Below are 20949 nucleotides of genomic sequence, written 5' to 3' on the forward strand. Positions count from 1 at the left end.
AGCGTCAGATGTGTCGGGAGCGGTGTCGGGAGCGGTGCCGGGAGAGTGGCGTCAGGACGGGTAGAGGGCGGCGACCTCCTGCGCGTACGCCTTCTCGATCGCCCCGCGCTTCAGCTTCAACGAGGGCGTCAGCAGACCCCGTTCCTCCGTGAACTGCTCGGCCAGCACCCGGAACGTCCGGATCGCCTCGGCCTGCGAGACCAGCGTGTTGGCCGCCACCACCGCCCGGCGCACCTCCGCCGTCAGGTCCGGGTCGTGCACCAGGTCCGCCGCCACCAGCTGCGGGCGGCCCCGCATCGACAGCCAGTGCGCGACCCCCTCCATGTCCAGGGTCACCAGCGCCGCTATGTACGGCCGGTCGTTGCCCACCAGCACGCACTGCGCCACCAGCGGATGCGAGCGCACCCGCTCCTCCAGGGCCGCCGGCGCCACGCTCTTGCCGTTGGAGGTCACCAGGATCTCCTTCTTGCGCCCGGTGATCGTGAGGTAGCCGTCCTTGTCCAGCCTCCCCAGGTCCCCCGTCGCCAGCCAGCCGTCGCGCAGCACCGCGTCCGAGGAGCGCGGGTCGTTGAGGTACCCGGAGAAGATGTGGCCGCCGTGCAGCCAGACCTCCCCGTCCTCGGCGATGTGCACCGTACTGCCCGGGATGGGCCGCCCGACGGTGCCGTACTTCGTCGCCCCCGGCGGGTTCGCGGTCGCCGCCGCGCAGGACTCGGTGAGCCCGTACCCCTCGAACACCGTGATCCCGGCGCCGTCGAAGAACAGCCCCAGCCGGCGCGACATCGCGGACCCGCCCGACATGGCGTGGCGCACCCGGCCGCCCATCGCCTCGCGGACCTTCCCGTACACCAGCTTCTCGAACAGCTGGTGCTCCATCCGCAACGCCGCCGAGGGGCCCGGCCCGGTGCCGAACGCCTTCTGCTCCCGCGCCTCGGCGTACCGTACGGCCGCCTCCACCGCCCGGTCGAAGGGGCCCGTGCGCCCCTCCTTCTCGGCCTTGCGGCGGGCCGCCGCGAACACCTTCTCGAAGACGTACGGCACCCCGAGCACGAACGTCGGCCGGAACGCGGCCAGATCCGGCAGCAGCTCGGCCGCCGCCAGCACCGGCTGGTGCCCCAGCTTCACCCGGGCCCGCACCGCCGCCACCTCGACCATCCGGCCGAAGACGTGCGCGAGGGGGAGGAAGAGCAGGGTGGACGGCTGCTCGCCCGGGCCGGTCTGGAACACCGACTCCCAGCAGCTGACGAGCGTGTCGGCCTCGAACATGAAATTGCCGTGCGAGAGCACGCAACCCTTGGGGCGGCCGGTGGTGCCGGAGGTGTAGATGACGGTGGCCGTCGAGTCCGGGGTCACCGCGCTCCGGTGGCGGTGCACCACGCCCTCCGCGACCCCGCGCCCGGATTCGACCAGGTCCGCGACCGCCCCGGCGTCGAGCTGCCAGAGCCTGCGCAGGTCGGGGAGGCGCTCGATGACCGAGCCGACGGTCATGGCCTGGTCCTCGTCCTCGACCACGCAGCCGACGCAGGACGAGTCGTACAGGATCCAGTGGACCTGCTCGACGGAGGACGTCGGGTAGACGGGGACCGGCTGGGCGCCGATGGCCCACAGGGCGAAGTCGAACAGCGTCCACTCGTACCGGGTACGGGACATCACGCCGACCCGGTCCCCGAAGCGGACCCCCTGCGCCAGCAGGCCCTTCGCCAGCGCCAGCACCTCGGCGGCCAGCTCGCCGGAGGTGACGTCCAGCCAGCGGCCGTCCGTCTTACGGCCGAGGACCACCCGGTCCGGGTCCTGCCGGGCGTGATCGAACACGACGTCGGCCAGGCCTCCGACCGGTGCGTCCGTGATCACGGGTGGGACGGTGACCTCGCGCAACACCCGGCTCCTCTCCGTGTCGGCGCCGTGACGCTACCTCACGCGACACGCCGGCCGGGAGCCCTTCGGAAACCTCCACACGATCCCCCCGGATTTCACCGCGTCCGGTGATTCCGTTCGCAGGTCAGGCGGGCCGGCTGAGGCGGTCGCCGCCCGCGAGGACCGCGGCCGCCAGGGCCTCGGAGGCCGGGGTCGGGCGGCGCCCCTGCAGCAGCGCGAACTCCACCGGCCCCAGCTCGGGCAGCCCGCCGACGCGGACCAGGCCCGGCGGGATCAGCCCGCGGGTGTGCGCCATCACGCCGAGCCCGGCGCGGGCCGCCGCGATCAGGCCGCTGAGGCTGCCGCTTGTACAGGCGATGCGCCAGGCGCGGCCGTCGCGCTCCAGGACCTCCAGCGCGCGGGCCCGGGTGATGCCGGGCGGCGGGAACACGATCAGCGGGACCGGCCGCTCCGGGTCCACCCGCAGCCCCTCCGCCCCGATCCACACCATCCGGTCCCGCCACACGAGCCGGCCGCGCTCGTCGCCCGGGCCGCGCCGCTTGGCCAGCACCAGGTCCAGCCGGCCCGCGTCGAGCCGCTCGTGCAGGATCCCCGACAGCTCGACCGACAGCTCCAGGTCCACCTCGGGGTGCTCGTGCCGGAACCCCTCCAGGACCTCCGGCAGCCGGGTCAGCACGAAGTCCTCCGACGCGCCGAAGCGGAGGCGGCCGCGCAGCCGGGTCCCGGTGAAGAACGCGGCGGCCCGCTCGTGCGCCTCCAGGATGGTCCGCGCGAACCCGAGCAGCGCCTCGCCGTCCTCGGTCAGCTCCACGCTGTGCGTGTCCCGCAGGAAGAGCGCCCTCCCGGTCGCCTCCTCCAGCCGCCGCACGTGCTGGCTGACGGTCGACTGCCGCACCCCGAGCCGCCCGGCGGCCTGCGTGAAGCTGAGCGTCTGGGCGACGGCGAGGAAGGTACGGAGCTGGCCGGGGTCGTACACGGCGCCCAGATTATCGCGATTCCCGATAACAGTGAGAGCGCCGTACGCCTTTCCCGATCACCGGCCCCACGGTGAGGATGACGGAACCCGGCGACGGCACACGTCCACCGGCACCCCCTCGCCCACCCGCCCCCGTCCCCGCCCAGCCACCGTCCCCGCCCAGTTGCTGCTCACCGCGTCCCGGCTCATCGCGCCTCCGCGCCCGCCCGCTGTCAGCGCCCGGCGGGGCCGCCGGCTCGGCCTCGTCGAGCGTCCCGCAGGACCCGTCCCCGCTCCGCGTCTCCACCCCCGCCTGCTGCCATCGCCCTGCGAGGCCGCCGGCCCGACCCCGTCGAACGTCCCGCCGGACCGGCGAGAAGGCACCCGCACATGCGCCGTACAGACCCGACCGACCCCGCCCCGCAGCAACGGCGCGGGTGGGGGATGCCCGCGTGGCTGCGGGTGGACCCGTACGTGCTCGCCCTGCTCGGGACCGTCGGTGTCGCCGCGTTGCTGCCCGCCCGGGGGGCGGTCGGTGCCGGGGCCGACGCGGCCGCGACCGGCGGGGTGGCGCTGCTGTTCTTCCTCTACGGCGCCCGGCTCTCCGCCCGCGAGGCCCTCGACGGCCTGCGCCACTGGCGGCTCCACCTCACGGTGCTCGCCGCCACCTTCCTCCTCTTCCCCCTCCTCGGCCTCGCCGCCCGCGGCCTCGTCCCCACCCTCCTCACGCCCCCGCTCTACAGCGGCCTGCTCTTCCTCTGCCTCGTCCCCTCGACCGTCCAGTCCTCCATCGCCTTCACCTCGATCGCCCGAGGCAACGTCCCCGCCGCGATCTGCGCCGGCTCCTTCTCCTGCCTCGCCGGCCTCCTCCTCACCCCGCTCCTCGCCGCCGCCCTCCTCGGCCCGGCCGCGGGCGCCGGCTTCTCCCTCGACTCCCTCGCCGAGATCGTCCTCCAGCTCCTGCTGCCGTTCCTCCTCGGCCAGGCCCTGCGCCGCCGGCTCGCCGGCTTCCTGGTCCGCCACAAGAAGGTGCTCGGCCACGTCGACCGCGGCTCGATCCTGCTCGTCGTGTACGCCGCGTTCAGCGCGGGCATGGCCGCCGGCATCTGGCACCAGGTCAGCCTCCCGCGCCTCGGCGCCCTGCTGGTGGTGGAGGCCGTAGTCCTCGCCGTCATGCTCCTGGCCACCTGGTACGGCTCCAAGCGCCTCGGATTCGCCCGCGCGGACCGCATAGCCATCCAGTTCGCGGGGTCCAAGAAGAGCCTCGCCGCCGGACTCCCCATGTCGAGCGTGCTGTTCGGGCCGCAGGCGGGCCTGGCGGTGCTGCCGCTGATGCTGTTCCACCAGATGCAGCTGATGGTCTGCGCCGTCCTGGCCCGCCGCCGCGCCCGCGACCCCGGGCCACGGCCAGAGGATGAACTCCCCGTCGGCCATGTGGCGGAGGTCTCGCCCGCGCCCCAACACCCCGCCGCCCGGGCCCGGTAACGTGCGGCGGTGACCTGGATACGCCCGCTCGCTGCCCACGCCGAACGCCCCTGCACCCTCGTGGTCTGCCGGGGCTGCTGCTGTGGCGACCCCCGCAAGAACCCCGGCACCGACCACGCCGGGCAGCTCGCCCGGCTGCGCGAGGCCGCGGCCGCGTCGGGGGGCCGGCTGGCCGTCCGTACCAGCGACTGCCTGGGCCCCTGCGCGCAGGCCAACGTCATCGTGGTCCAGCCCACCTCCGAGGCCCGGCGCCGCGGCGCCCGCGCGGCCTGGTTCGGCTGGGCCCTCGACGACACCGCGACCGACGAGATCATCGCCTGGGCGCGAACCGGCGGCCCCGGCTCCGCCCCGCTCCCGGACACCCTGGACCTGCACCGCATCGACCCGCCGGAGCCGAAGCCGAAGGCGGGCACGCCCCGCCGCGCCCGCCGTGGCCGCTGAGGCGGACACCGGCTACGGGAGCCCCGGCTACGGGAGCCCCGGCTACGGGAGCGCCGGCTACGGGAGCGCCGGCCACGGGCGCACCGGCCACGGGCGCACCGGCTACAGGAGCACCCGCTCGTCACCCGCATAGATGTTCATGTCCGCCCCGCGCAGGAACCCGACCAGCGTCAGCCCCGTCTCCAGCGCGAGGTCCACCGCCAGCGAGGACGGCGCCGAGACCGCCGCCAGCACCGGGATCCCCGCCATCACGGCCTTCTGCGCCAGCTCGAAGGACGCCCGGCCCGACACCAGCAGCACCCCTCCCGCCAGCGGCAGCCGCCCGGCCTGCAGCGCCCGCCCGACGATCTTGTCCACCGCGTTGTGCCGCCCCACGTCCTCCCGTACGTCGAGCAGCTCGCCCTCCGCTGTGAACAGCCCGGCGGCGTGCAGCCCGCCGGTCCGGTCGAACACCTTCTGGGCCGCGCGCAGCCGGTCCGGCAACTGCCCGAGGACCGCCGCGGGGACCCGTACCGGATCGGCGGCGATCCCCGCGAAACGGGTCGCCGTACGCACCGCGTCCAGGCTGGCCTTGCCGCACAGCCCGCAGGAGGAGGTGGTGTAGACGTTCCGCTCCAGCGTGATGTCCGGCACCGGCACTCCGGCGGCGAGCTGCACGTTGACCACGTTGTACGTGTTCGAGCCGTCCTCCGTGGCGCCCTCGCAGTAGGTCACGGCCTGTACGTCCGCGGCCGCGGCGAGTACGCCCTCGCTCACCAGGAAGCCCACGGCGAGCGCGAAATCGTCACCCGGGGTGCGCATCGTGATGGCCAGCGGCTTGCCGTTCAGCCGTATCTCCAGCGGCTCCTCGGCGACCAGGGTGTCCGGGCGGGTCCCGGCCACGCCGCCCCGGATCCGCACGACACGACGGCGTTCGGTGACCCGTCCCATGGCGATCAGCCCACCCGTTCTCTGCTCGTCGCGCACCTCGTCGTGCACCTGACGAGCACATTCTCCCGGATCGCCGCCCATGGATGCCCCCGGCAGCGAGTTGCTCGGAATTCTCCAAATTCCGGGGCCGGAATCCTGTCGGGTCACTCACACCCGTACCCACCGGTAGCAGGCCAAGCTGGTTAATCCTGACCACCCGACAAAGGGGGACCCCGCCCATGACCGGTTCACGCGTGGTGGCGCTAGGGCACTACCAGCCCGCGAAAGTGCTCACCAACGAGGACCTCTCGGCCATGGTCGACACGAACGACGAATGGATCCGGTCCCGGGTCGGCATCAAGACCCGCCACATCGCGGGTCCCGAGGAGCCGGTCGACGAGCTGGCCTTCCAGGCCGCCGGCAAGGCCCTCGCGAACGCCGGTCTGAGCCCCGACGACATCGACCTCGTCCTCGTGGCGACCTCGACCGCGATCGACCGTTCCCCGAACATGGCCGCCCGCGTCGCGGCCAAGCTCGGCATGCGCAGCGCCCCCGCGCTCATGGACATCAACGTCGTCTGCTCGGGCTTCACGCACGCCCTGGCCACCGCCGACCATGCGATCCGGTCCGGCTCCGCGACCCGCGCCCTGGTCATCGGCTCCGACAAGATGACCGAGATCACCGACTGGACCGACCGCACCACCTGTGTGCTGACCGGCGACGGCGCGGGCGCCGCCGTGGTCGAGGCCAGCGAGGAGCCCGGCATCGGCCCGGTCCTGTGGGGCTCCGTGCCCGAGATGGGCCACGCGGTCCGCATCGAGGGCTCGCCGCCGGTCTTCGCGCAGGAGGGCCAGTCCGTCTACCGCTGGACCACCAGCCGCCTCCCGGCGCTGGCCCGCAAGGCCTGCGAGAACGCCGGGGTGACCCCGGAGGAGCTGGCCGGCGTCGTTCTCCACCAGGCGAACCTCCGGATCATCGAACCGCTCGCCAGCAAGATCGGCGCCGTCAACGCGGTCGTCGCCCGCGACGTCGTCGACTCCGGCAACACCTCGGCCGGCAGCATCCCGATGGCCCTGTCGAAGCTGGTCGAACGCGGCGAGATCCCCTCAGGCGCCCCGGTCCTCCTCTTCGGCTTCGGCGGCAACCTCTCGTACGCGGGCCAGGTCATCCGCTGCCCGTAGCGCCGACCACGCCCGGCACTGGCGAGACGCTCCGTCTCGTCACCGCGTGCGACGCATGCGTGCAGGTCAGCGCGGCCGCGTCGGACGCCCCGGCCCGATTACCTGGTCGGAACCACCCCGATCCCCTGCTATTGTTGTCCATGTCGCCGCGGGAAACCGGGGCCGACCACCTGGTCCGGGTGGCGGAATGGCAGACGCGCTAGCTTGAGGTGCTAGTGCCCTTTATCGGGCGTGGGGGTTCAAGTCCCCCCTCGGACACAAAGGTCAATCGACCACATGGAGCCGGTCAAAGTGACACTGTCGCTTTGACCGGCTCTGTCGTATGCGGTGAACATCGTCCGGCCCCCTGCGGTTCGCAGGGGGCCGGACTTGTTCGTGCTGGTGAGCTCGGGCGTAGGCGTTGGCGTGCGTGGCCCGGGTCTGTGCCGTTTCGTCAGGGCGTGGGGGTCAGTGCGGCCCGGGCGGCGTCCAGGATCTCGTCGGAGAGCGGGGTGTCCTTGGTGGCGCGGGCCAGTACGACCGCGCCGAGCATCGTGCACAGCCGGGCGATGCCGTCCTGGTCGTCCGTGGCGAGCCAGTCGGCGAAGTCGGACACGCCGTCGGCGTAGGTGCGGTGCGCCCCGAGGTCCCCGGGGTCGCGGGCCATGTCGACGGCCAGTGCGGCGGCGGGGCAGCCGACGGCGGGGGAATCCCGGTGCCGGGCGGACAGGTAGCTGTCGATCATCGCCTGCTGGGCCGCGGGGCGCTCGCCGTCGTGGTCCTCCAGTGCGGTGGTGCGCCGCTCGGCCAGTTCCCGGAACGCGTGCGTGACGGCCTCGTCGATGAGCGCTTCCTTGGAGGCGAACTGCTTGTAGAAGCCGCCGTGGGTCAGGCCGGCCGCCTTCATCAGGTCGGCGACGCTCACGCTCGTGCCCTGTTCGCGGAAGAGCCGCGATGCCATCTCCACGACCCGCTTGCGGTTCTCCTGCGCCTGCGCCTGCGATACGCGGCCCATGGCACCTCCTCGTTTGGATGACGACTGGCATCTATCTTACTCCGGGTGTAGATTATGGGCGTAATCTAAATGGGCCGGGACGAGCGTGTGCGCCCCGGCCGGCCGCCCGAACCTTGGGAGATGTCATGGAACTGAAGGACGCCGTCGCCGTGGTCACCGGAGCCAACCGGGGCCTGGGTCGTCATTTCGCCGCCCAGCTCGTCGAGCGCGGGGCCAAGGTCTACGCCGCCGCCCGCCGCCCCGAGTCGGTGGACCTGCGGGGCGTCGTACCCCTCCACTTGGACCTGGCCGACCCGGGGTCGGTGCGGGAGGCCGCCCACATCGCCTCGGACGCCACCGTGCTCGTCAACAACGCCGGGATCATGACGGGCACCCCGCTGGTCGCGGGCGACTGGGACGCGGTGCGGCTGGAGATGGAGACGAACTTCTTCGGCCCCCTGGCCGTCACCCGGGCGTTCGCCCCGGTCATCGAGGGCAACCAGGGCGGGGCCGTCCTCAACGTGCTCTCCGTCCTGTCCTGGTTCCACCCGGCCGGAGCCGGTGCCTATGCCGCCGCCAAGGCCGCCGGCTGGGCGATGACCGACGCGATCCGGGAGGAACTGGCCCCGCGGGGCATCGCGGTCACCGCGCTCCACGTCGCCTACATGGACACCGACATGGCCGCCCGGATTCCGGCCGGCCAGAAGACCGACCCCGCCCTCGTCGCGGCCCTCGCCCTCGACGGCCTGGCCGCCGGGGCACCGGAAATCCTCGCCGACGACCTCACCCGCGGTGTCAGGCAGGGGCTCGGAGGCGTCCCGTCCGCCGCCTGACCCACCCGCCCGGCCGCTCGCGGTCCGCCACCGCCGGACCGGACCAGGAAAGACCCTCCATGAAATCCCCCGTCACATCCGCCCCGGCTGTCCTTGCGCCCGCCGTGGTGGGCGAAGCCCCCGCCCCGCCCGTCCCCGACACCCGCCGCCGTCCGCCCGTACGGACCTGGCTTCAGCCCGCCGTGATCGCCCTGGTCCTGGCCGTCGCGTTCATCGGCTGTTACATCGGCCTGCAGCGTGACCCCCAGCCCCACCACGTCCCCATCGCCGTCACCGGGCAGGAACTCGCCGCGCGGATGGGCGGCGCGCTCGGCGACAGCGTCGAGGTGCACCCGGCCGTCGACGCCGGGGCCGCCCGCCGGGCGCTGGAGCGGCACGAGGTCTCGGCCGCGCTCAGCGAGGGCCCCGGCGGCCGGCTGCACCTGGAGATCGCCGGAGCCTACGGCCCGTCCACCACCTCGGCCGTCAAGAGCCTCGTCGGCGCGTACGCCGAGGGCGCGCGCCGACAGGTCACCACCGAGGACGTCGTGCCCCTGACCCGCTACGACTCGCGCGGCCTGGCCGGCTTCTACCTCGCCTTCGGCGTGACCCTCGCGGGATTCGTCCTCGCCCAGAACGCCCTGGGCCTCGCCGGCCTGCTCCGCCTGCGCCACCGGCTCTGGCTGCTCTGCGCCGTCTCCGCCGCGGTCGGGACCGTGGCCGCCATCCTCGCCGGGCCCGTCCTGGGCGCCGTACCCGCCCCGATCGTCCCCCTGGCCTTCACCCTCACCCTGCTGGCCGCGGCCGCCGCGTTCGCCACCAAGCTGCTGGGTACGTACCTCGGTCCCGTCGGGGTACCCGCCGCGACCCTGCTGCTGCTCACCGTGGGCAACTCCACCAGTGGCGCCGCCATCAGCGCGGATCTCCTGCCGCCGGCCGCGCACGCCGTCTCCGCGCTCCTGCCGCCGGGGGCGGCCGTCCGTGCCATCACCGACCTCGGCTACTTCCACGGCGCCCGCGTCACGGGCCCGCTCGTCACCCTGGCAGCCTGGGCCGTGACCGCAGCGCTCCTGGTCGCACTGCGGTCCCGCCTGCACCGCACTGCCGCGGATTCCTGACGCCCCAGCCAAGAGCGGGGCACTGCGTGGTCACCGGAGAACGTCCACGTGAACGGTGGAGGGCAGGGCGTCCGCTCCCCGGACATCGCCGTGGCCGTGGGCTGTTTTGACGTGGACCTGCTCAAGGTCGGGCAGGTCGGCGAGAGGCGCGAGGTCGATCTCGTCGTCAGGCGCCGCGCGCCAGGTGACCTGGAGCGATCGCAGCCTCGGGAACGAGCTGGGCAGGCGGTCGATCGCGGCCTGCGTGGTTCCGTGTTCGTGGACGAGGAGGACCAGGGTCCTGACCGCCGTGAATTGCGTGGTCGTGGGCATGGACTCAAGCGCGTCGAGGGTCGTCATCAGCTGGAACAGGGTGGACAGGGTGGAGATTTCCCGCCATTCGTCCGCGGTGGGTTCGCAGTCTTCGTCGAGCTTCAGGTCGCGGAGGGGGAGTCGGGCCATGCCGGAAAGGTCGACCAGGGCGGGGCACTGCCCGATCCACAACGCCTTCAGCTCCGACTGCCCGGCCAGAAAGCCCAGATCGGTCGCCGTGTCGTGCGTGAGCTCGAATCGTGTGACCGCATGGCGCGAGAGGTATGAGGTGAGCGCGGAAACGGAGACGCCGGTTCTGATGTCCAGGCGCCTCGGCCGCAGGCCCAGGCGGTCGAGGTGGTCCAGCTGCGCGTCCGACGTCACCGTGTAGTCCAGGTCGGCCGGGTCCAGGCGCGCGATGACCTCGTCGGCGTACCGGGCGGTGTCGAAGCGCGACCACGACCACATGAGCTGGGAACGGACCGGGAGCGACGGGTGATCGGCGAACCGGGACAGGAAGGCGACGGCGCCGTCGGACTGGAGGTGTGAGGCGGCGATGACCACGTGGTACGCGTCCGTGTCGGCCAAGCCCTCCGGGCCCGGGAGGAGGTCCAGGACGAGGGGGCCGACCTCGGCCAACGCGCGGGCTCCCTCCTCGTTCCTCGGCGGGATCAGGGAGGCCGTGCGCGCTTGCACCGCCTCGCGGACCGACGGGTCCAGGGTCGTGGCGTGTTCCAGGCAGGCCGCCGCCAGGAGGTAGACGCGGGCCTTCGTGGGCTGGTCGGGGGCGGTGGCGTCGCCGATGGCCAGCAGGTCGCGGAGGATCGCCACGCGTTCCGCGGGGCGGGCGAGGGCGACCGCCATGCGGATGACGTCCTCCCACTGGTCGTCGGCGGCGTGCCGGGTCAGCAGCCCGAAGTCGCCCTCCTCCACGGCGGCCCGCGCCCCGAGGAAGTCCTGGAAGGTGCGGTGGACGAAGTCCACCGTGCCCGGGGCCGGTTCGCGCAGCAGCCCGCTGCGCTGCAGGAAGTGCTCGAAGACCACCGGGGCGGCGCCCAGTGCGGCCGCCTCGGGGACCGACGGCAGTGCCCGGCCGACGATGTCCTCGGCACGCGCGCGGTCCATCTCGGTACGGCCGTTCTTGATCAGCCAGTACGCGAGCCGCTGGAGCAGATCGAGCTGCGGCTCCTCGCGCAGGTCGGGACCCGCCATGTCGCGCTCCCGGTCGCGTCGGCTCAGCAGCATCGACAGCGCGGCCTCGTAGAGGTCCTTGCGGCCGTGCGGGAGGTAGCCGCCCCGGTCGCGGTGCAGCGCGCAGATCAGCCCGCACATCAAGGGGTTGGTCGCCAGCCGGCCGAGGTCGGGCTTCGTGCGGACCGCGCCGAGGAGCTGGCCCTCGTACATGTCGAGTTCGGCGTCCCGTTCGGCCGTGTCACGGCCCGTGCCCCGGGCGGCGGCGTGCCAGCGCCTGATGAAGGTCGCGATGTCGGCGGGGCCCATGGCGGACAGCGTCAGCTCGGCGAACCCGTCCTCCGCGAGCCAGTCCTGGTCCACGGCCGACGGCCGGGAGGTCACCAGCCACCGGTTGTCGCCGTCGTACGTGTCGACCAGGTCCCGCAGCCAGCGCCGGGCCCGCGCCCGCTCGGCGTCGGGGATCTCGTCGATGCCGTCGACGAGGATCAGGCCGCGTCCCGCCGCGAGGACGCGGTGTTCCCAGCCCGCCGGCTGGGTCCCCGCCGGCGAGCAGTCGGTCGCCGCGAGGAAGTCCTTCGGCGCGGGCAGCCGCTCGCCGTTGCGCGTCAGCGTGCGCAGCGGGAGGACGAAGGGGACGCGGTCGCGGAGGTACGCCGGCTGCTGCCCGGTCCGGGTTCCGCCGGCGGCCGTGACGGCCAGCCACTGCACGAGGGTGGTCTTCCCCGAGCCGGCCTCGCCCCGCAGGAGCACCCGGGGGCTGTGCGCCAGAGCCCGGTCCGCGGGCTGCGGCCCGGGCAGATGGCGCAGCGCGCCGCGGTAGGGCGCCGTGGGGTCGGGGTCCGGCAGACCGTCCACCGCCCGTGCGTCGCCCCCCGGGGCCGCCTCCAGGCTCAGGTACGCCACGTCCAGCGGCCACCGGGTGGGGGAGTTGCCGAGATCGATCCCGTAGATCGTGAGTTTGCCGTGCTTCTTGGCCACATAGGGCAGGTACGTCGCCTCGAACGCGGCGTCCGCGCCCTCCGGGAGGGGGACGCGGCGGATCAGCTCGTCCGTCTTGGCCGTCAGCTCGCCCATCCCGCGCGACTGCTCGACCAGGGCGCGGGCGACGAACGTGGAGCGCTGCGTGAAGAAGTGCAGGATCTGATCGGCGGCGACGTCGAGCAGCCGCTCGTAGAAGTACGTGGCGTCGGCGCCGAGATGGCGCTCGGGGTTCCCGCCCGCGCGGCGCAGCTGCCGTACGAACTCCGCGCGCCCGAGGCGGACGGCGTCCAGATCGGTGAGCGTGAGGTCGCCGAGGGCGTGCAGCGTGGTCGCGAGGGCGTCGGCGACGGCCCGCTCCTCGTCGGCCGGTACGGGACGTTCGCCCGCGCCGACGGCCCGGCGGACGAGGGCGGCGGCGAGAGCGCTGACGTCCGCCTCGGTCAGGGAGCGTTTCTCGCCCCGGAAGGAGACGTACGAGGAAATGCGGACCGGCTTGTCGACGAGGCCGGCCCCCGGGCCCTCGGCGACGAAGATCTTCCTGATCAACGGGCCGATCACGGCCGAGGCCAGCCGGGTGCCGATCGTGATGGGTTCCATGCCAGCCCCCGTAGCGCCGTCAGCGAAGTCTTCGTGATCTTAGGGCGACCGCCCGTGCTCCACCCCCGACTTCAGCGGTTCGCTGACACTCTCGCGCACCACGGACACGGCCCCCTGCGCGTGCGGCATCATGGCACTTGAACGGGCCGAGGGGGAGCGAACGTGTCGCAGGACGAGCCGGGCAACGGCAACGTGATCGCCGGGCGTTACCGCCTGGGGAAGCGGCTGGGCAGGGGCGGCATGGGCACCGTCTGGCGGGCCACCGACGAACTGCTCGGACGCCCGGTCGCCGTCAAGGAACTCCACGTCGACGGCGGCAAGAAGGCCGCCACCGGCGCGCTGCGGGAGGCGCGCACCGTCGCGCAGGTCAAGCACCCGCACGTCGTGGTCGTGCACGACGTGGTCGAGGACGACGAGCGCCCCTTCATCGTGATGGAGCTCGTCGAGGGCGGCTCCCTCGCCGACCGGCTCTCCGCCGACGGGCCGTTGAGCGTCGGCGACACCGCCCGTACCGGACTCGCCCTGCTCGGCGCGCTGAGCGCGGCCCACGCCCGCGGGGTCCTGCACCGCGACGTCAAGCCCGCCAACGTCCTCATGGAGGCGGGCACCGGCCGGGTGGTGCTCACCGACTTCGGCATCGCCAGCCTCGCCGGGTCCACGACCATCAGCGAGACCGGCGCCTTCGTCGGCTCGCCCGAGTACACCTCGCCCGAGCGCATGCAGGGCGCCGCCGCCGGCCCCGCCAGCGACCTGTGGTCGCTCGGCGCGCTGCTCTGCGCCGCGCTGACGGGCGAGTCGCCCTTCCACCGGGACTCGCTCGGCGGAGTGCTGCACGCCGTCGTGTACGACGAGATCCGGCCGCCCGAGCAGGCGGGGCCGCTGGTTCCGGTCATCCGCGGCCTGCTGGAACGCGACCCGGAGCGGCGGCTGGCGGCGGCCGAGGCGGAGCGGCTGCTCTCGGCGTACGTGGCCACCGGGCGGGTCCCGCTGATGGAACGGGTCCCGGGCGCGACCCCGCCGTCCGCCGTGAAGCCGCCCGGCGCGGTCCCGGCCGACCGGGTGGCCGTGGGGTACTCACCGACCGAGCACGTCGCCCGGCCCGCGGCCCCCGCGTCCGCGGAGCCCCGGCCGGCCCGCCCGGCCGCCCTGCGGGTGGGGCTGGTCGCCGCGCTCGTGGTCGCGGCGGTCGTCGGCGCCGTGGCCGTGACCTCGTACCTCGGCGACCGGTCGGCCGCCCGGCCCCCGCCACTGTCGCGGACGCACCGGCCACGCCCTCGGCCTCGTCCGCTCCGTCCGGCTCGCCCGCCGCGGGCCCCACGCCGAGCGCCGCCGCACCCGGCGCGGCCACCCCGCCCACCGCGGACGCCAAGCCCGCCGGCACCAGGTCCCCGGTGGACGCGCTGCCGACGGCCCGCACCGTGACGGCGAAGCCCGCGCCCGCCGGGTACCGGAACGTGACCGACAAGGAGGGCTTCGGCATCGCCGTACCCGTCGGCTACCAGCGGACCACCGACGACCGCCGCGTCTTCTACGTGTCCCCGGACGGGGCCTTCCGCATCGGCATCAAGGTGAGCGGGCCGGCCTCCGGCGGCGCGCTCGGCGCGATGCGGCGCTCCGACGCGAACGGCGCGTCCACCAACCCCGGTTACCGCGACAACTCCGTCGTCGCGACCACCCACAACGGACTGCCCGCCGCCCTCTGGGAGTTCACCTGGAACGGCTTCAGCACCGCCGAGGGCGCCCGCCACACCTTCGACGTCTGCTGGGACGAGAACGGCCGCATGTACGACGTCTGGGTGTCCGCGCCCGTCGGCAGGCTCGCCGAGGCCCGCAGCCACTTCGACACCGCCCTCGACTCGTTCGTGCCGGCGGGCTGACCCGGCCGCCCTCAGGTGCCCAGTACCACCAGGCCGTCCGGGGTCGGCAGGCTCCCCGGCCGCAGCGGGGCGAAGGTGTGCGGCAGCGCGAGGCGGCGCCCCTCGCCCGCCGCCTCCGCGACGGCGTCGAAGAGATAGGCCGCCGCCGACGCCGGGTCGCTGACCAGGTGCGGGCCGTGCGGGCCGTGCGGCTCCGCGGTGGTGGCCCGGGCCAGGGGCGTACGGAACATCCTGCGCAGATGCCGCAGCGTCTCCGGGGTGACGCCCCCCGGCTGCGGAAGCGCGGGCACGGCCACCGGGGCGTCCGCCGGGACCTCCGGCGGGATCGCGCCCGTCAGCAGCAGCGCGAGCAGCACCGGAACCGCCTTGCGGCGCAGCGCCTCGGTGGCGGGCCGCAGGCGGTGCGCGTGCGCCACGGGCAGGGACAGCGCGAGGCTCCCGGCGGCGTTCCCGATGGTGATCGGCACCGCCGAGCAGACGACGCCGGGGGAGTACTCGCGCAGGTCGAAGACGGGCGCGCCCGGCGCGACCGCGTCCAGGGCGCTGAACAGGGCCCGGCTGTCGGTGATGGTGCGCGGGGTCAGCCGGGCGGGGCGGTGCCGGGCCACGTGGTCGGCCCGGCCGTCGTGGTCGAGCTGGGTCAGCAGGCACTTCCCGACGGCGCTGGCGTGCGCGGCCGCCCGGAAGTCCACCCACTCCCGCACGGGCGGGGTGCCGGGCCCGTCGGCCATCTGGGTGATCAGCACCTCGCCCTCCGCGTACCGGCTGAGGTACACGGCGGCGCCCGCGCTGTCCCGGGCCAGGGCCAGGGTCCGCTGGAGCCGGGCCGCCAGGCCCCGGCCGCCGGGGGCGCGGAGCTGGTCCAGGGCGGGCCCCCGGCCGTAGACGCCCGGGCCCAGCAGGTACGCGTACTCCTCCTCGCGCAGCATCACCAGCAACGGCCGCAACTCCGCCTCGGCGAGCCCCGCCTGCCGCCCCAGCGCGCGGGCCCGAACCCCCAGCGGGTGCCGTTCGAGTACCCGTACGACGGCCAGCGCGCGGTGTGCCTGTGCCAGGGCCTCGCTGCCGCTGCCCCGCGGGACGCTCGCGCGGGCCGCCGCCGTCAGAGCGGGATGCCGCAGCGGGTCCGGTCCGGGCCGGACCGGCCGCGCCGCCGGGGCCGCGGCGGTCCGCACCAGCGGCGGGGGCGGGTGGAAGGCGCCGAGCACCCCCGCCAGCCCGGGCCTGGGCAGCGGCACCGGTCCCACGTCGGGATCGTCGAGCTGGTCGACGTAGCGCAGGACGGCGGCCTGCGCGCACAGCCGTACCTCCCGCAGATCGCGGTGCCCGCCGGGCCGGAACCCGCGCCGGCCCAGCTCGCGCGCCCAGATCCGGGCGTCGTGGTGCTCGCCGCGCCGGGAGTGGTCGAGGAAGAGGCAGTACGCGGCGTGCGCGGTCCGGGGACTCCCCGACCCGGCGGCGAACTGCCACCAGAAGCGGGAGCCCTCGCGCAGCCCCGCGAGGTGCAGGAGGCAGCCGAACACGACGGCGCCCGCCAGGTCGCTGTGGTCGCCGGCGGCGAAGGAGCCGAGCTCGGCCTCCGCCGCGGGCGCGCACACGGCGGCCAGGCAGGCGGCCTTGAGGTCGCGCCGGGCCCGCTCGGAGTCGAGCGGGCAGTCCCGCGCGGGGTCGCTCCACCCGAGGGAGCGGCGGCGGGAGCGCCCGACGGCCGCGCCGAGCGCCCGCGGGACGCGCAGCAGGCGGGCCTCGGCCGCGCCGAGGTCGTAGTGCGGGTAGCGGTCGCGGACGCCCGCCCGTTCCAGGAAGTCGGCCAGGGAACGGGGGGTTCCGTCGCTCTCGGGCCACTCGGGCCGCTCTCGCCGCCTCATGATCGCGCGGACGTGTCGAGCAGGCGGGCCAGTCGCCGGTGGGCCTGGCCGAGGTGCGTGCGGACCGTGGCCTCGTCGACGCCCATCACGGCGGCCGCCTCCCCGGGGCTGCACTGGAGTCCGTAGCGCAGGATGACGGCGTCGCGCTGCCGCTCGGCGAGCCGGGAGACGGCCGAGTAGAAGCGGATGGTGTCGGTCAGCACCTCGTACCGGTCGGCCTGGGCCTCCTTGAGGGCGGCCTCGAAGGCGCTGATGTCCATCGGCCGGGGCCAGGGGCTGCGGCGGTACTGCCGGTCGGCGAGCCGCTGCTTGAGCACGGTCCAGGCGTAGGCGTCCAGACGGTCCATGTGCAGCATGCGCAGCCACTCGTTCATGAGCGCGTCGAAGGTGGCGTCCACCGCGTCCTCGGCGGCCGCGTCGGAACCCAGCTGCAGGTACGCGAAGCGCATGTACGAGGGCCGCCGGTTGGCGTGGAACGCCCAGTAGGACAGGCGTGCCGCCGGGCCCCACTGGCTCATCGGAGTCGGCCGCCGCCGTCGGCTGGGCAGCCCCACCGCCCCGCCGGACTCCTCCGGTCCGCCATCGCTCACCGTTCCACCTCATCCCCTCCGCGCAGCGTCGCCAGCCTGTCAGCGCGGGCGCACTCGGGGGGCGCGGAGGAGCAAGCTGGAGGCATTGCGCTCGGTGATGATCGACTCGTGACCGACTTCGATCAGGCACCGGCCCAACCAGGGCATTCGCATATGCCGCTCGCGTGTGACGGCCGGTGGACGCCGGTCGGGGCGCGGCCGGGCCCCCTGTAACATGGGCCCATTGCGAGGGCCGTGACGGAGAGGTCACTGCCCTCGCTTTTGCGTTACCACCTGCCTGACCCTGCGTTCGTCCACCCGTAGAAATGCGGCGCGCGGCGTTTCGGCGGTTCGATACGATGAACCGCATCACAATCCGTCACGTCACGTCGCAACCGCATATATGAAATGGAGCATCCGAGGATGGCTCGACACCTGATCACCAGCGCGCTTCCGTACATCAACGGGATCAAGCACCTGGGCAACATGGTCGGGTCGATGCTTCCGGCGGATGTGTACTCCCGGTACCTCCGCCAGCGCGGCCACGACGTCCTCTACATCTGCGCCACCGACGAGCACGGCACCCCCGCCGAACTCGCCGCCAAGGAGGCCGGTCTCTCGGTCGCCGAGTTCTGCGCGCAGGCCCACGACGCCCAGAAGGCGGTCTACGACGGCTTCGAGCTGTCCTTCGACTACTTCGGCCGCAGCTCCTCGGCGCAGAACCGCGAGATCACCCAGCACTTCGCGCGCCGGCTCCAGGAGAACGGCTTCATCGAGGAGCGCGCGATCCGGCAGGTCTACTCGCCGGTCGACGGCCGCTTCCTGCCGGACCGCTACGTCGAGGGCACCTGCCCGCACTGCGGCTACGACAAGGCCCGCGGCGACCAGTGCGAGAACTGCACCCGCGTCCTGGACCCCACGGACCTGATCGAGCCCCGCTCGGCCATCTCCGGCTCCACGGAGCTGGAGGTCCGCGAGACCAAGCACCTCTTCCTCCTGCAGTCCAAGCTCCAGCACGAGGTCGAGGCCTGGGTCGCGGAGCACGAGGAGGAGTGGCCGCAGCTGGCGTCCTCGATCGCCCGCAAGTGGCTGACCGAGGGGCTGCACGACCGCGCCATCACCCGCGACCTCGACTGGGGCGTGCCGGTCCCGGCCGACACCTGGCCCGAGCTGGCCGCCGAGGGCAAGGTCTTCTACGTCTGGTTCGACGCGCCGATCGAGTACATCGCCTCCACCAAGGAGTGGGCGGACGCCGACCCGGCGGGCCGCGACTACAAGTCGTGGTGGTACGAGGCCGACGACGTGCGCTACACCCAGTTCATGGCCAAGGACAACGTCCCGTTCCACACGGTGATGTTCCCGGCCACCGAGCTCGGCACCCGCGAGCCCTGGAAGAAGGTCGACTACGTCAAGGCCTTCAACTGGCTGACGTACTACGGCGGCAAGTTCTCCACCTCGCAGAAGCGCGGCGTCTTCACCGACCAGGCGCTCCAGATCCTGCCGGCCGACTTCTGGCGCTACTTCCTCATCGCCAACGCGCCCGAGTCCGACGACTCGTCCTTCACGTGGGAGCACTTCACCGCCACGGTCAACAAGGACCTCGGCGGCACCCTCGGCAACTTCGTCAACCGCGTGCTGACCTTCTCCCGCAAGAAGTTCGGCGACGAGGTCCCGGCGGGCAGCCCGGCCGGCGAGGCCGAAGCCAAGCTGGGCGAGCAGATCGCCGAGCTGCTGGCCGAGTACGAGGGCCACATGGAGTCGCTCCAGTACCGCAAGGCGGCGGCCGCGCTGCGCGCCCTGTGGTCGGCCGGAAACGCCTACCTCGACGAGAAGGCCCCCTGGCTGGAGGTCAAGACCGACCTGGAGGGCGCGGCGCTCACCCTGCGCACCGCGATGAACCTCATCCACCTCTACTCGGTGGTCTCCGAGCCGTTCATCCCGGCCTCGGCGCGCGCCATGCGCTCCGCGTTCGCCCTCGCCGGCGACACGGCGACGTGGGTGACCCCGGAGCAGGCCAGGTCGCTGGACTCGGTGCCGGCGGGGACGCCGTTCACCGTGCCGCCGGTGCTCTTCGCGAAGATCACCGACGAGGACCTGGAGTCGTACCGGGAGCGCTTCGGCGGTTCCGAGGCGGGCTGATCCTCGGCTGAGCCAAGGGGCGCGACCTTTTTCGGGGTCGCGCCCCTTCGGCGTACCCGAGGGGATCAGGATCAGCATCGGGATCGGGATCGGGATCGGGATCGGGATCGGGATCAGCCGAGGTTCGCGCCGAGCACCAGGAATCCGCAGATCAGCACGAACAGGATCGCGAGCAACGGCCAGACGAAGCGCAGGTACTTGTCGTAGCCGACCTTCGCGAGGGCCACGCCGCCCATGGTGACGGCGGTGGTCGGGACCCAGAGGTTCATCCAGCCGCTCGCCGACTGCCAGGCCGTGACCACCAGCGCCCGCGAGACGCCGGCGAAGTCGGCGAGCGGGGCCAGGATCGGCATGGCGAGGGTGGCGTGGCCTGAGGTGGAGGGGATCAGGAAGGCCAGCGGCAGGTTGACCACGAACACGATCACCGCGAACAGCCCGGACGAGGTGCCCCCGACCACGCCCTCGATCGAGTGGAGGATGGTGTCGGTGATCTTCGAGTTGTTCATGATGACCGTGACCCCGCGCGCCAGCATGATGACCAGGGCCGGGGAGATGAAGTCGGCGGCGCCCTGGATGATCGTCGAGCTCAGCTTCGCCTCGCCCAGCCTCGCCACCAGGCCCACCAGCACCGCCGCGCACATGAACAGCGCCGACAGCTCCGGGAAGGACCAGCCCAGCTCCCAGGCGTACGGGGCCGCTTCCGCCTCGCCGGTGAGCGCGCTCGCCCAGGGCACCACCGAGAAGATCATGAAGCCGAACACCAGGACGAGCACGACCAGTACCGTCTTGTGCAGGCGGGTCAGCTCGGGTTCCACCGCGTCCGCGTCGGTCGCCCGCTGCTCCCGGTCGCCCGGCAGGAACCCGCACACGGATTTCGCCGGGTCCTTCTGGACCCGCCGCGCGTACCGGACGACGTAGAGGATCGTGACGGGGGTCAGCACCACCCACATCGCGGCGCGCAGCGCGATGCCGTCGCCGAGGGAGATGCCGGCGGCCGAGGAGGCCACGCCCGTCGCGAACGGGTTCACCGTCGAGCAGAGGACCCCGATGCCCGCGCCGAGCACGGCGGAGCCGACCGCGACGAGCCGGTCGTAGCCGAGGGCCAGCATCATCGGCACCAGCAGGCCGTAGAAGCCCAGGGTCTCCTCGGCGAAGCCCTCCACGGTGCCGAGGACGGAGAAGACCGTCATCACGGCGGCGATCAGGAGCGCGCCCCGGTCGCGGAGCCGGTGGGCGAGGACGGCGATCCCGCGGTCGAGGGCGCCGGTGGCGAAGACGACGGTGATGAACGCGCCGATGGCGAGGACGAAGAGGAAGACGCCCGCGCTGCCGTACAGGTCTCCGGTGAAGCTCGGGCCGACCTCGCGGGTGGTCGTGTCCTGGATGCCGTAGAGGCCGTTGACGGGGGCGAGGAAGAGGTCGTTCAGGCGGTCGGTGAAGCTCTGGGTGTCCGGGACCCGGTGGTAGGTGCCGGAGACGGGCGCGCCGCTGTCGTTGCGGTCGTACTGGCCGGCCGGGACGAGGAACGCCAGCAGCCAGACCGCCACCGTGACCAGGGCCAGGATGGTCAGGGCGCTCGGGAAGGCGAACTTCCTCTCCGGGGGCGGCGGTCCCACCGCCTCGGGCGCCAGGGGTGGCGGGGGCGCCGCCGGCGGGCCTGGCGGGCTCGGCGGGCTCGGAGGGG

Annotated in this window: 15 protein-coding genes, 1 tRNA gene and 1 pseudogene; 9 read left to right on the forward strand and 8 right to left on the reverse strand. The window is 73.4% G+C overall.

Annotated elements, in window-relative coordinates; genetic code table 11:
• Positions 1–51: 51 nt before the first annotated feature.
• Positions 52–1875 (reverse strand): long-chain fatty acid--CoA ligase, encoded by a 1824-nt coding sequence (locus OG982_RS25135; RefSeq protein WP_266782923.1) that lies wholly within the window; start codon positions 1873–1875, stop codon positions 52–54.
• 124 nt (positions 1876–1999) lie between these two features.
• Positions 2000–2851 carry a LysR substrate-binding domain-containing protein gene (locus OG982_RS25140; RefSeq protein WP_266782921.1) on the reverse strand — a complete coding sequence of 284 codons (852 nt, stop codon included), beginning with the start codon at positions 2849–2851 and terminating at the stop codon, positions 2000–2002.
• Positions 2852–3274: 423 nt separating this feature from the next.
• Between OG982_RS25140 and OG982_RS25145 the strand changes: the two genes are divergently transcribed.
• Positions 3275–4315, forward strand: a complete 1041-nt coding sequence (locus OG982_RS25145) for a bile acid:sodium symporter family protein (RefSeq protein ID WP_266791723.1) — start codon at positions 3275–3277, stop codon at positions 4313–4315.
• Positions 4316–4324: 9 nt separating this feature from the next.
• Positions 4325–4756, forward strand: a complete 432-nt coding sequence (locus OG982_RS25150; protein WP_266782919.1) for a (2Fe-2S) ferredoxin domain-containing protein — start codon at positions 4325–4327, stop codon at positions 4754–4756.
• A gap of 102 nt (positions 4757–4858) precedes the next feature.
• Here the strand turns inward: OG982_RS25150 and fdhD are convergent, their stop codons facing one another.
• Positions 4859–5686, reverse strand: coding sequence for a formate dehydrogenase accessory sulfurtransferase FdhD (gene fdhD, locus OG982_RS25155; RefSeq protein ID WP_266791721.1), 828 nt, complete (start codon positions 5684–5686; stop codon positions 4859–4861).
• 218 nt (positions 5687–5904) lie between these two features.
• On the opposite strand from fdhD, the gene OG982_RS25160 reads away from it, so the two are divergent.
• Together OG982_RS25160 and OG982_RS25165 are read left to right on the forward strand one after the other, a co-directional pair.
• Positions 5905–6846 (forward strand): beta-ketoacyl-ACP synthase III, encoded by a 942-nt coding sequence (locus tag OG982_RS25160; protein ID WP_266782917.1) that lies wholly within the window; start codon positions 5905–5907, stop codon positions 6844–6846.
• Between the two features lie 173 nt (positions 6847–7019).
• Positions 7020–7104 (forward strand) — tRNA-Leu (locus OG982_RS25165).
• Positions 7105–7279: 175 nt separating this feature from the next.
• Here OG982_RS25165 and OG982_RS25170 read toward each other — a convergent pair.
• The gene (locus tag OG982_RS25170; protein WP_266949256.1) at positions 7280–7840 is read right to left on the reverse strand and encodes a TetR/AcrR family transcriptional regulator; all 561 of its coding nucleotides are present in this window, start codon (positions 7838–7840) and stop codon (positions 7280–7282) included.
• A gap of 125 nt (positions 7841–7965) precedes the next feature.
• Here OG982_RS25170 and OG982_RS25175 point away from each other — a divergent pair, with 125 nt between their 5' ends.
• A complete protein-coding gene (locus OG982_RS25175) occupies positions 7966–8652 on the forward strand; it encodes an SDR family oxidoreductase (RefSeq protein WP_266782891.1) in 687 nt (228 codons plus the stop codon).
• Between the two features lie 107 nt (positions 8653–8759).
• The gene (locus tag OG982_RS25180) at positions 8760–9749 is read left to right on the forward strand and encodes a hypothetical protein (protein ID WP_266949257.1); all 990 of its coding nucleotides are present in this window, start codon (positions 8760–8762) and stop codon (positions 9747–9749) included.
• A gap of 30 nt (positions 9750–9779) precedes the next feature.
• Here the strand turns inward: OG982_RS25180 and OG982_RS25185 are convergent, their stop codons facing one another.
• A complete protein-coding gene (locus OG982_RS25185) occupies positions 9780–12812 on the reverse strand; it encodes an NACHT domain-containing NTPase (RefSeq protein ID WP_266949258.1) in 3033 nt (1010 codons plus the stop codon).
• Between the two features lie 162 nt (positions 12813–12974).
• On the opposite strand from OG982_RS25185, the gene OG982_RS25190 reads away from it, so the two are divergent.
• Both OG982_RS25190 and OG982_RS31010 read left to right on the forward strand, forming a co-directional pair.
• On the forward strand, positions 12975–14234 hold the full coding sequence (locus OG982_RS25190) for a serine/threonine-protein kinase (protein WP_323139279.1): 1260 nt from the start codon (positions 12975–12977) through the stop codon (positions 14232–14234).
• Positions 14204–14689, forward strand: coding sequence for a hypothetical protein (locus OG982_RS31010; protein ID WP_323139280.1), 486 nt, complete (start codon positions 14204–14206; stop codon positions 14687–14689). The genes OG982_RS25190 and OG982_RS31010 overlap by 31 nt, the downstream gene beginning before the upstream one ends.
• A 335-nt stretch (positions 14690–15024) precedes the next feature.
• Here the strand turns inward: OG982_RS31010 and OG982_RS25195 are convergent.
• Positions 15025–15744 (reverse strand): annotated as a pseudogene (locus tag OG982_RS25195) (IclR family transcriptional regulator C-terminal domain-containing protein); the annotation flags it as partial.
• A gap of 809 nt (positions 15745–16553) precedes the next feature.
• Complete coding sequence (locus OG982_RS25200; RefSeq protein WP_266782885.1) at positions 16554–17147, reverse strand: sigma-70 family RNA polymerase sigma factor; 594 nt, start codon at positions 17145–17147, stop codon at positions 16554–16556.
• A 402-nt stretch (positions 17148–17549) separates the two neighbouring features.
• On the opposite strand from OG982_RS25200, the gene metG reads away from it, so the two are divergent.
• Positions 17550–19265 carry a methionine--tRNA ligase gene (metG, locus tag OG982_RS25205; protein WP_266949259.1) on the forward strand — a complete coding sequence of 572 codons (1716 nt, stop codon included), beginning with the start codon at positions 17550–17552 and terminating at the stop codon, positions 19263–19265.
• 113 nt (positions 19266–19378) lie between these two features.
• Here metG and OG982_RS25210 read toward each other — a convergent pair whose 3' ends face one another.
• Complete coding sequence (locus OG982_RS25210; protein ID WP_266782883.1) at positions 19379–20881, reverse strand: YfcC family protein; 1503 nt, start codon at positions 20879–20881, stop codon at positions 19379–19381.
• Between the last annotated feature and the right edge of the window lie 68 nt (positions 20882–20949).

It is taken from the genome of Streptomyces sp. NBC_01551 (assembly GCF_026339935.1).
GTDB lineage: Bacteria > Actinomycetota > Actinomycetes > Streptomycetales > Streptomycetaceae > Streptomyces.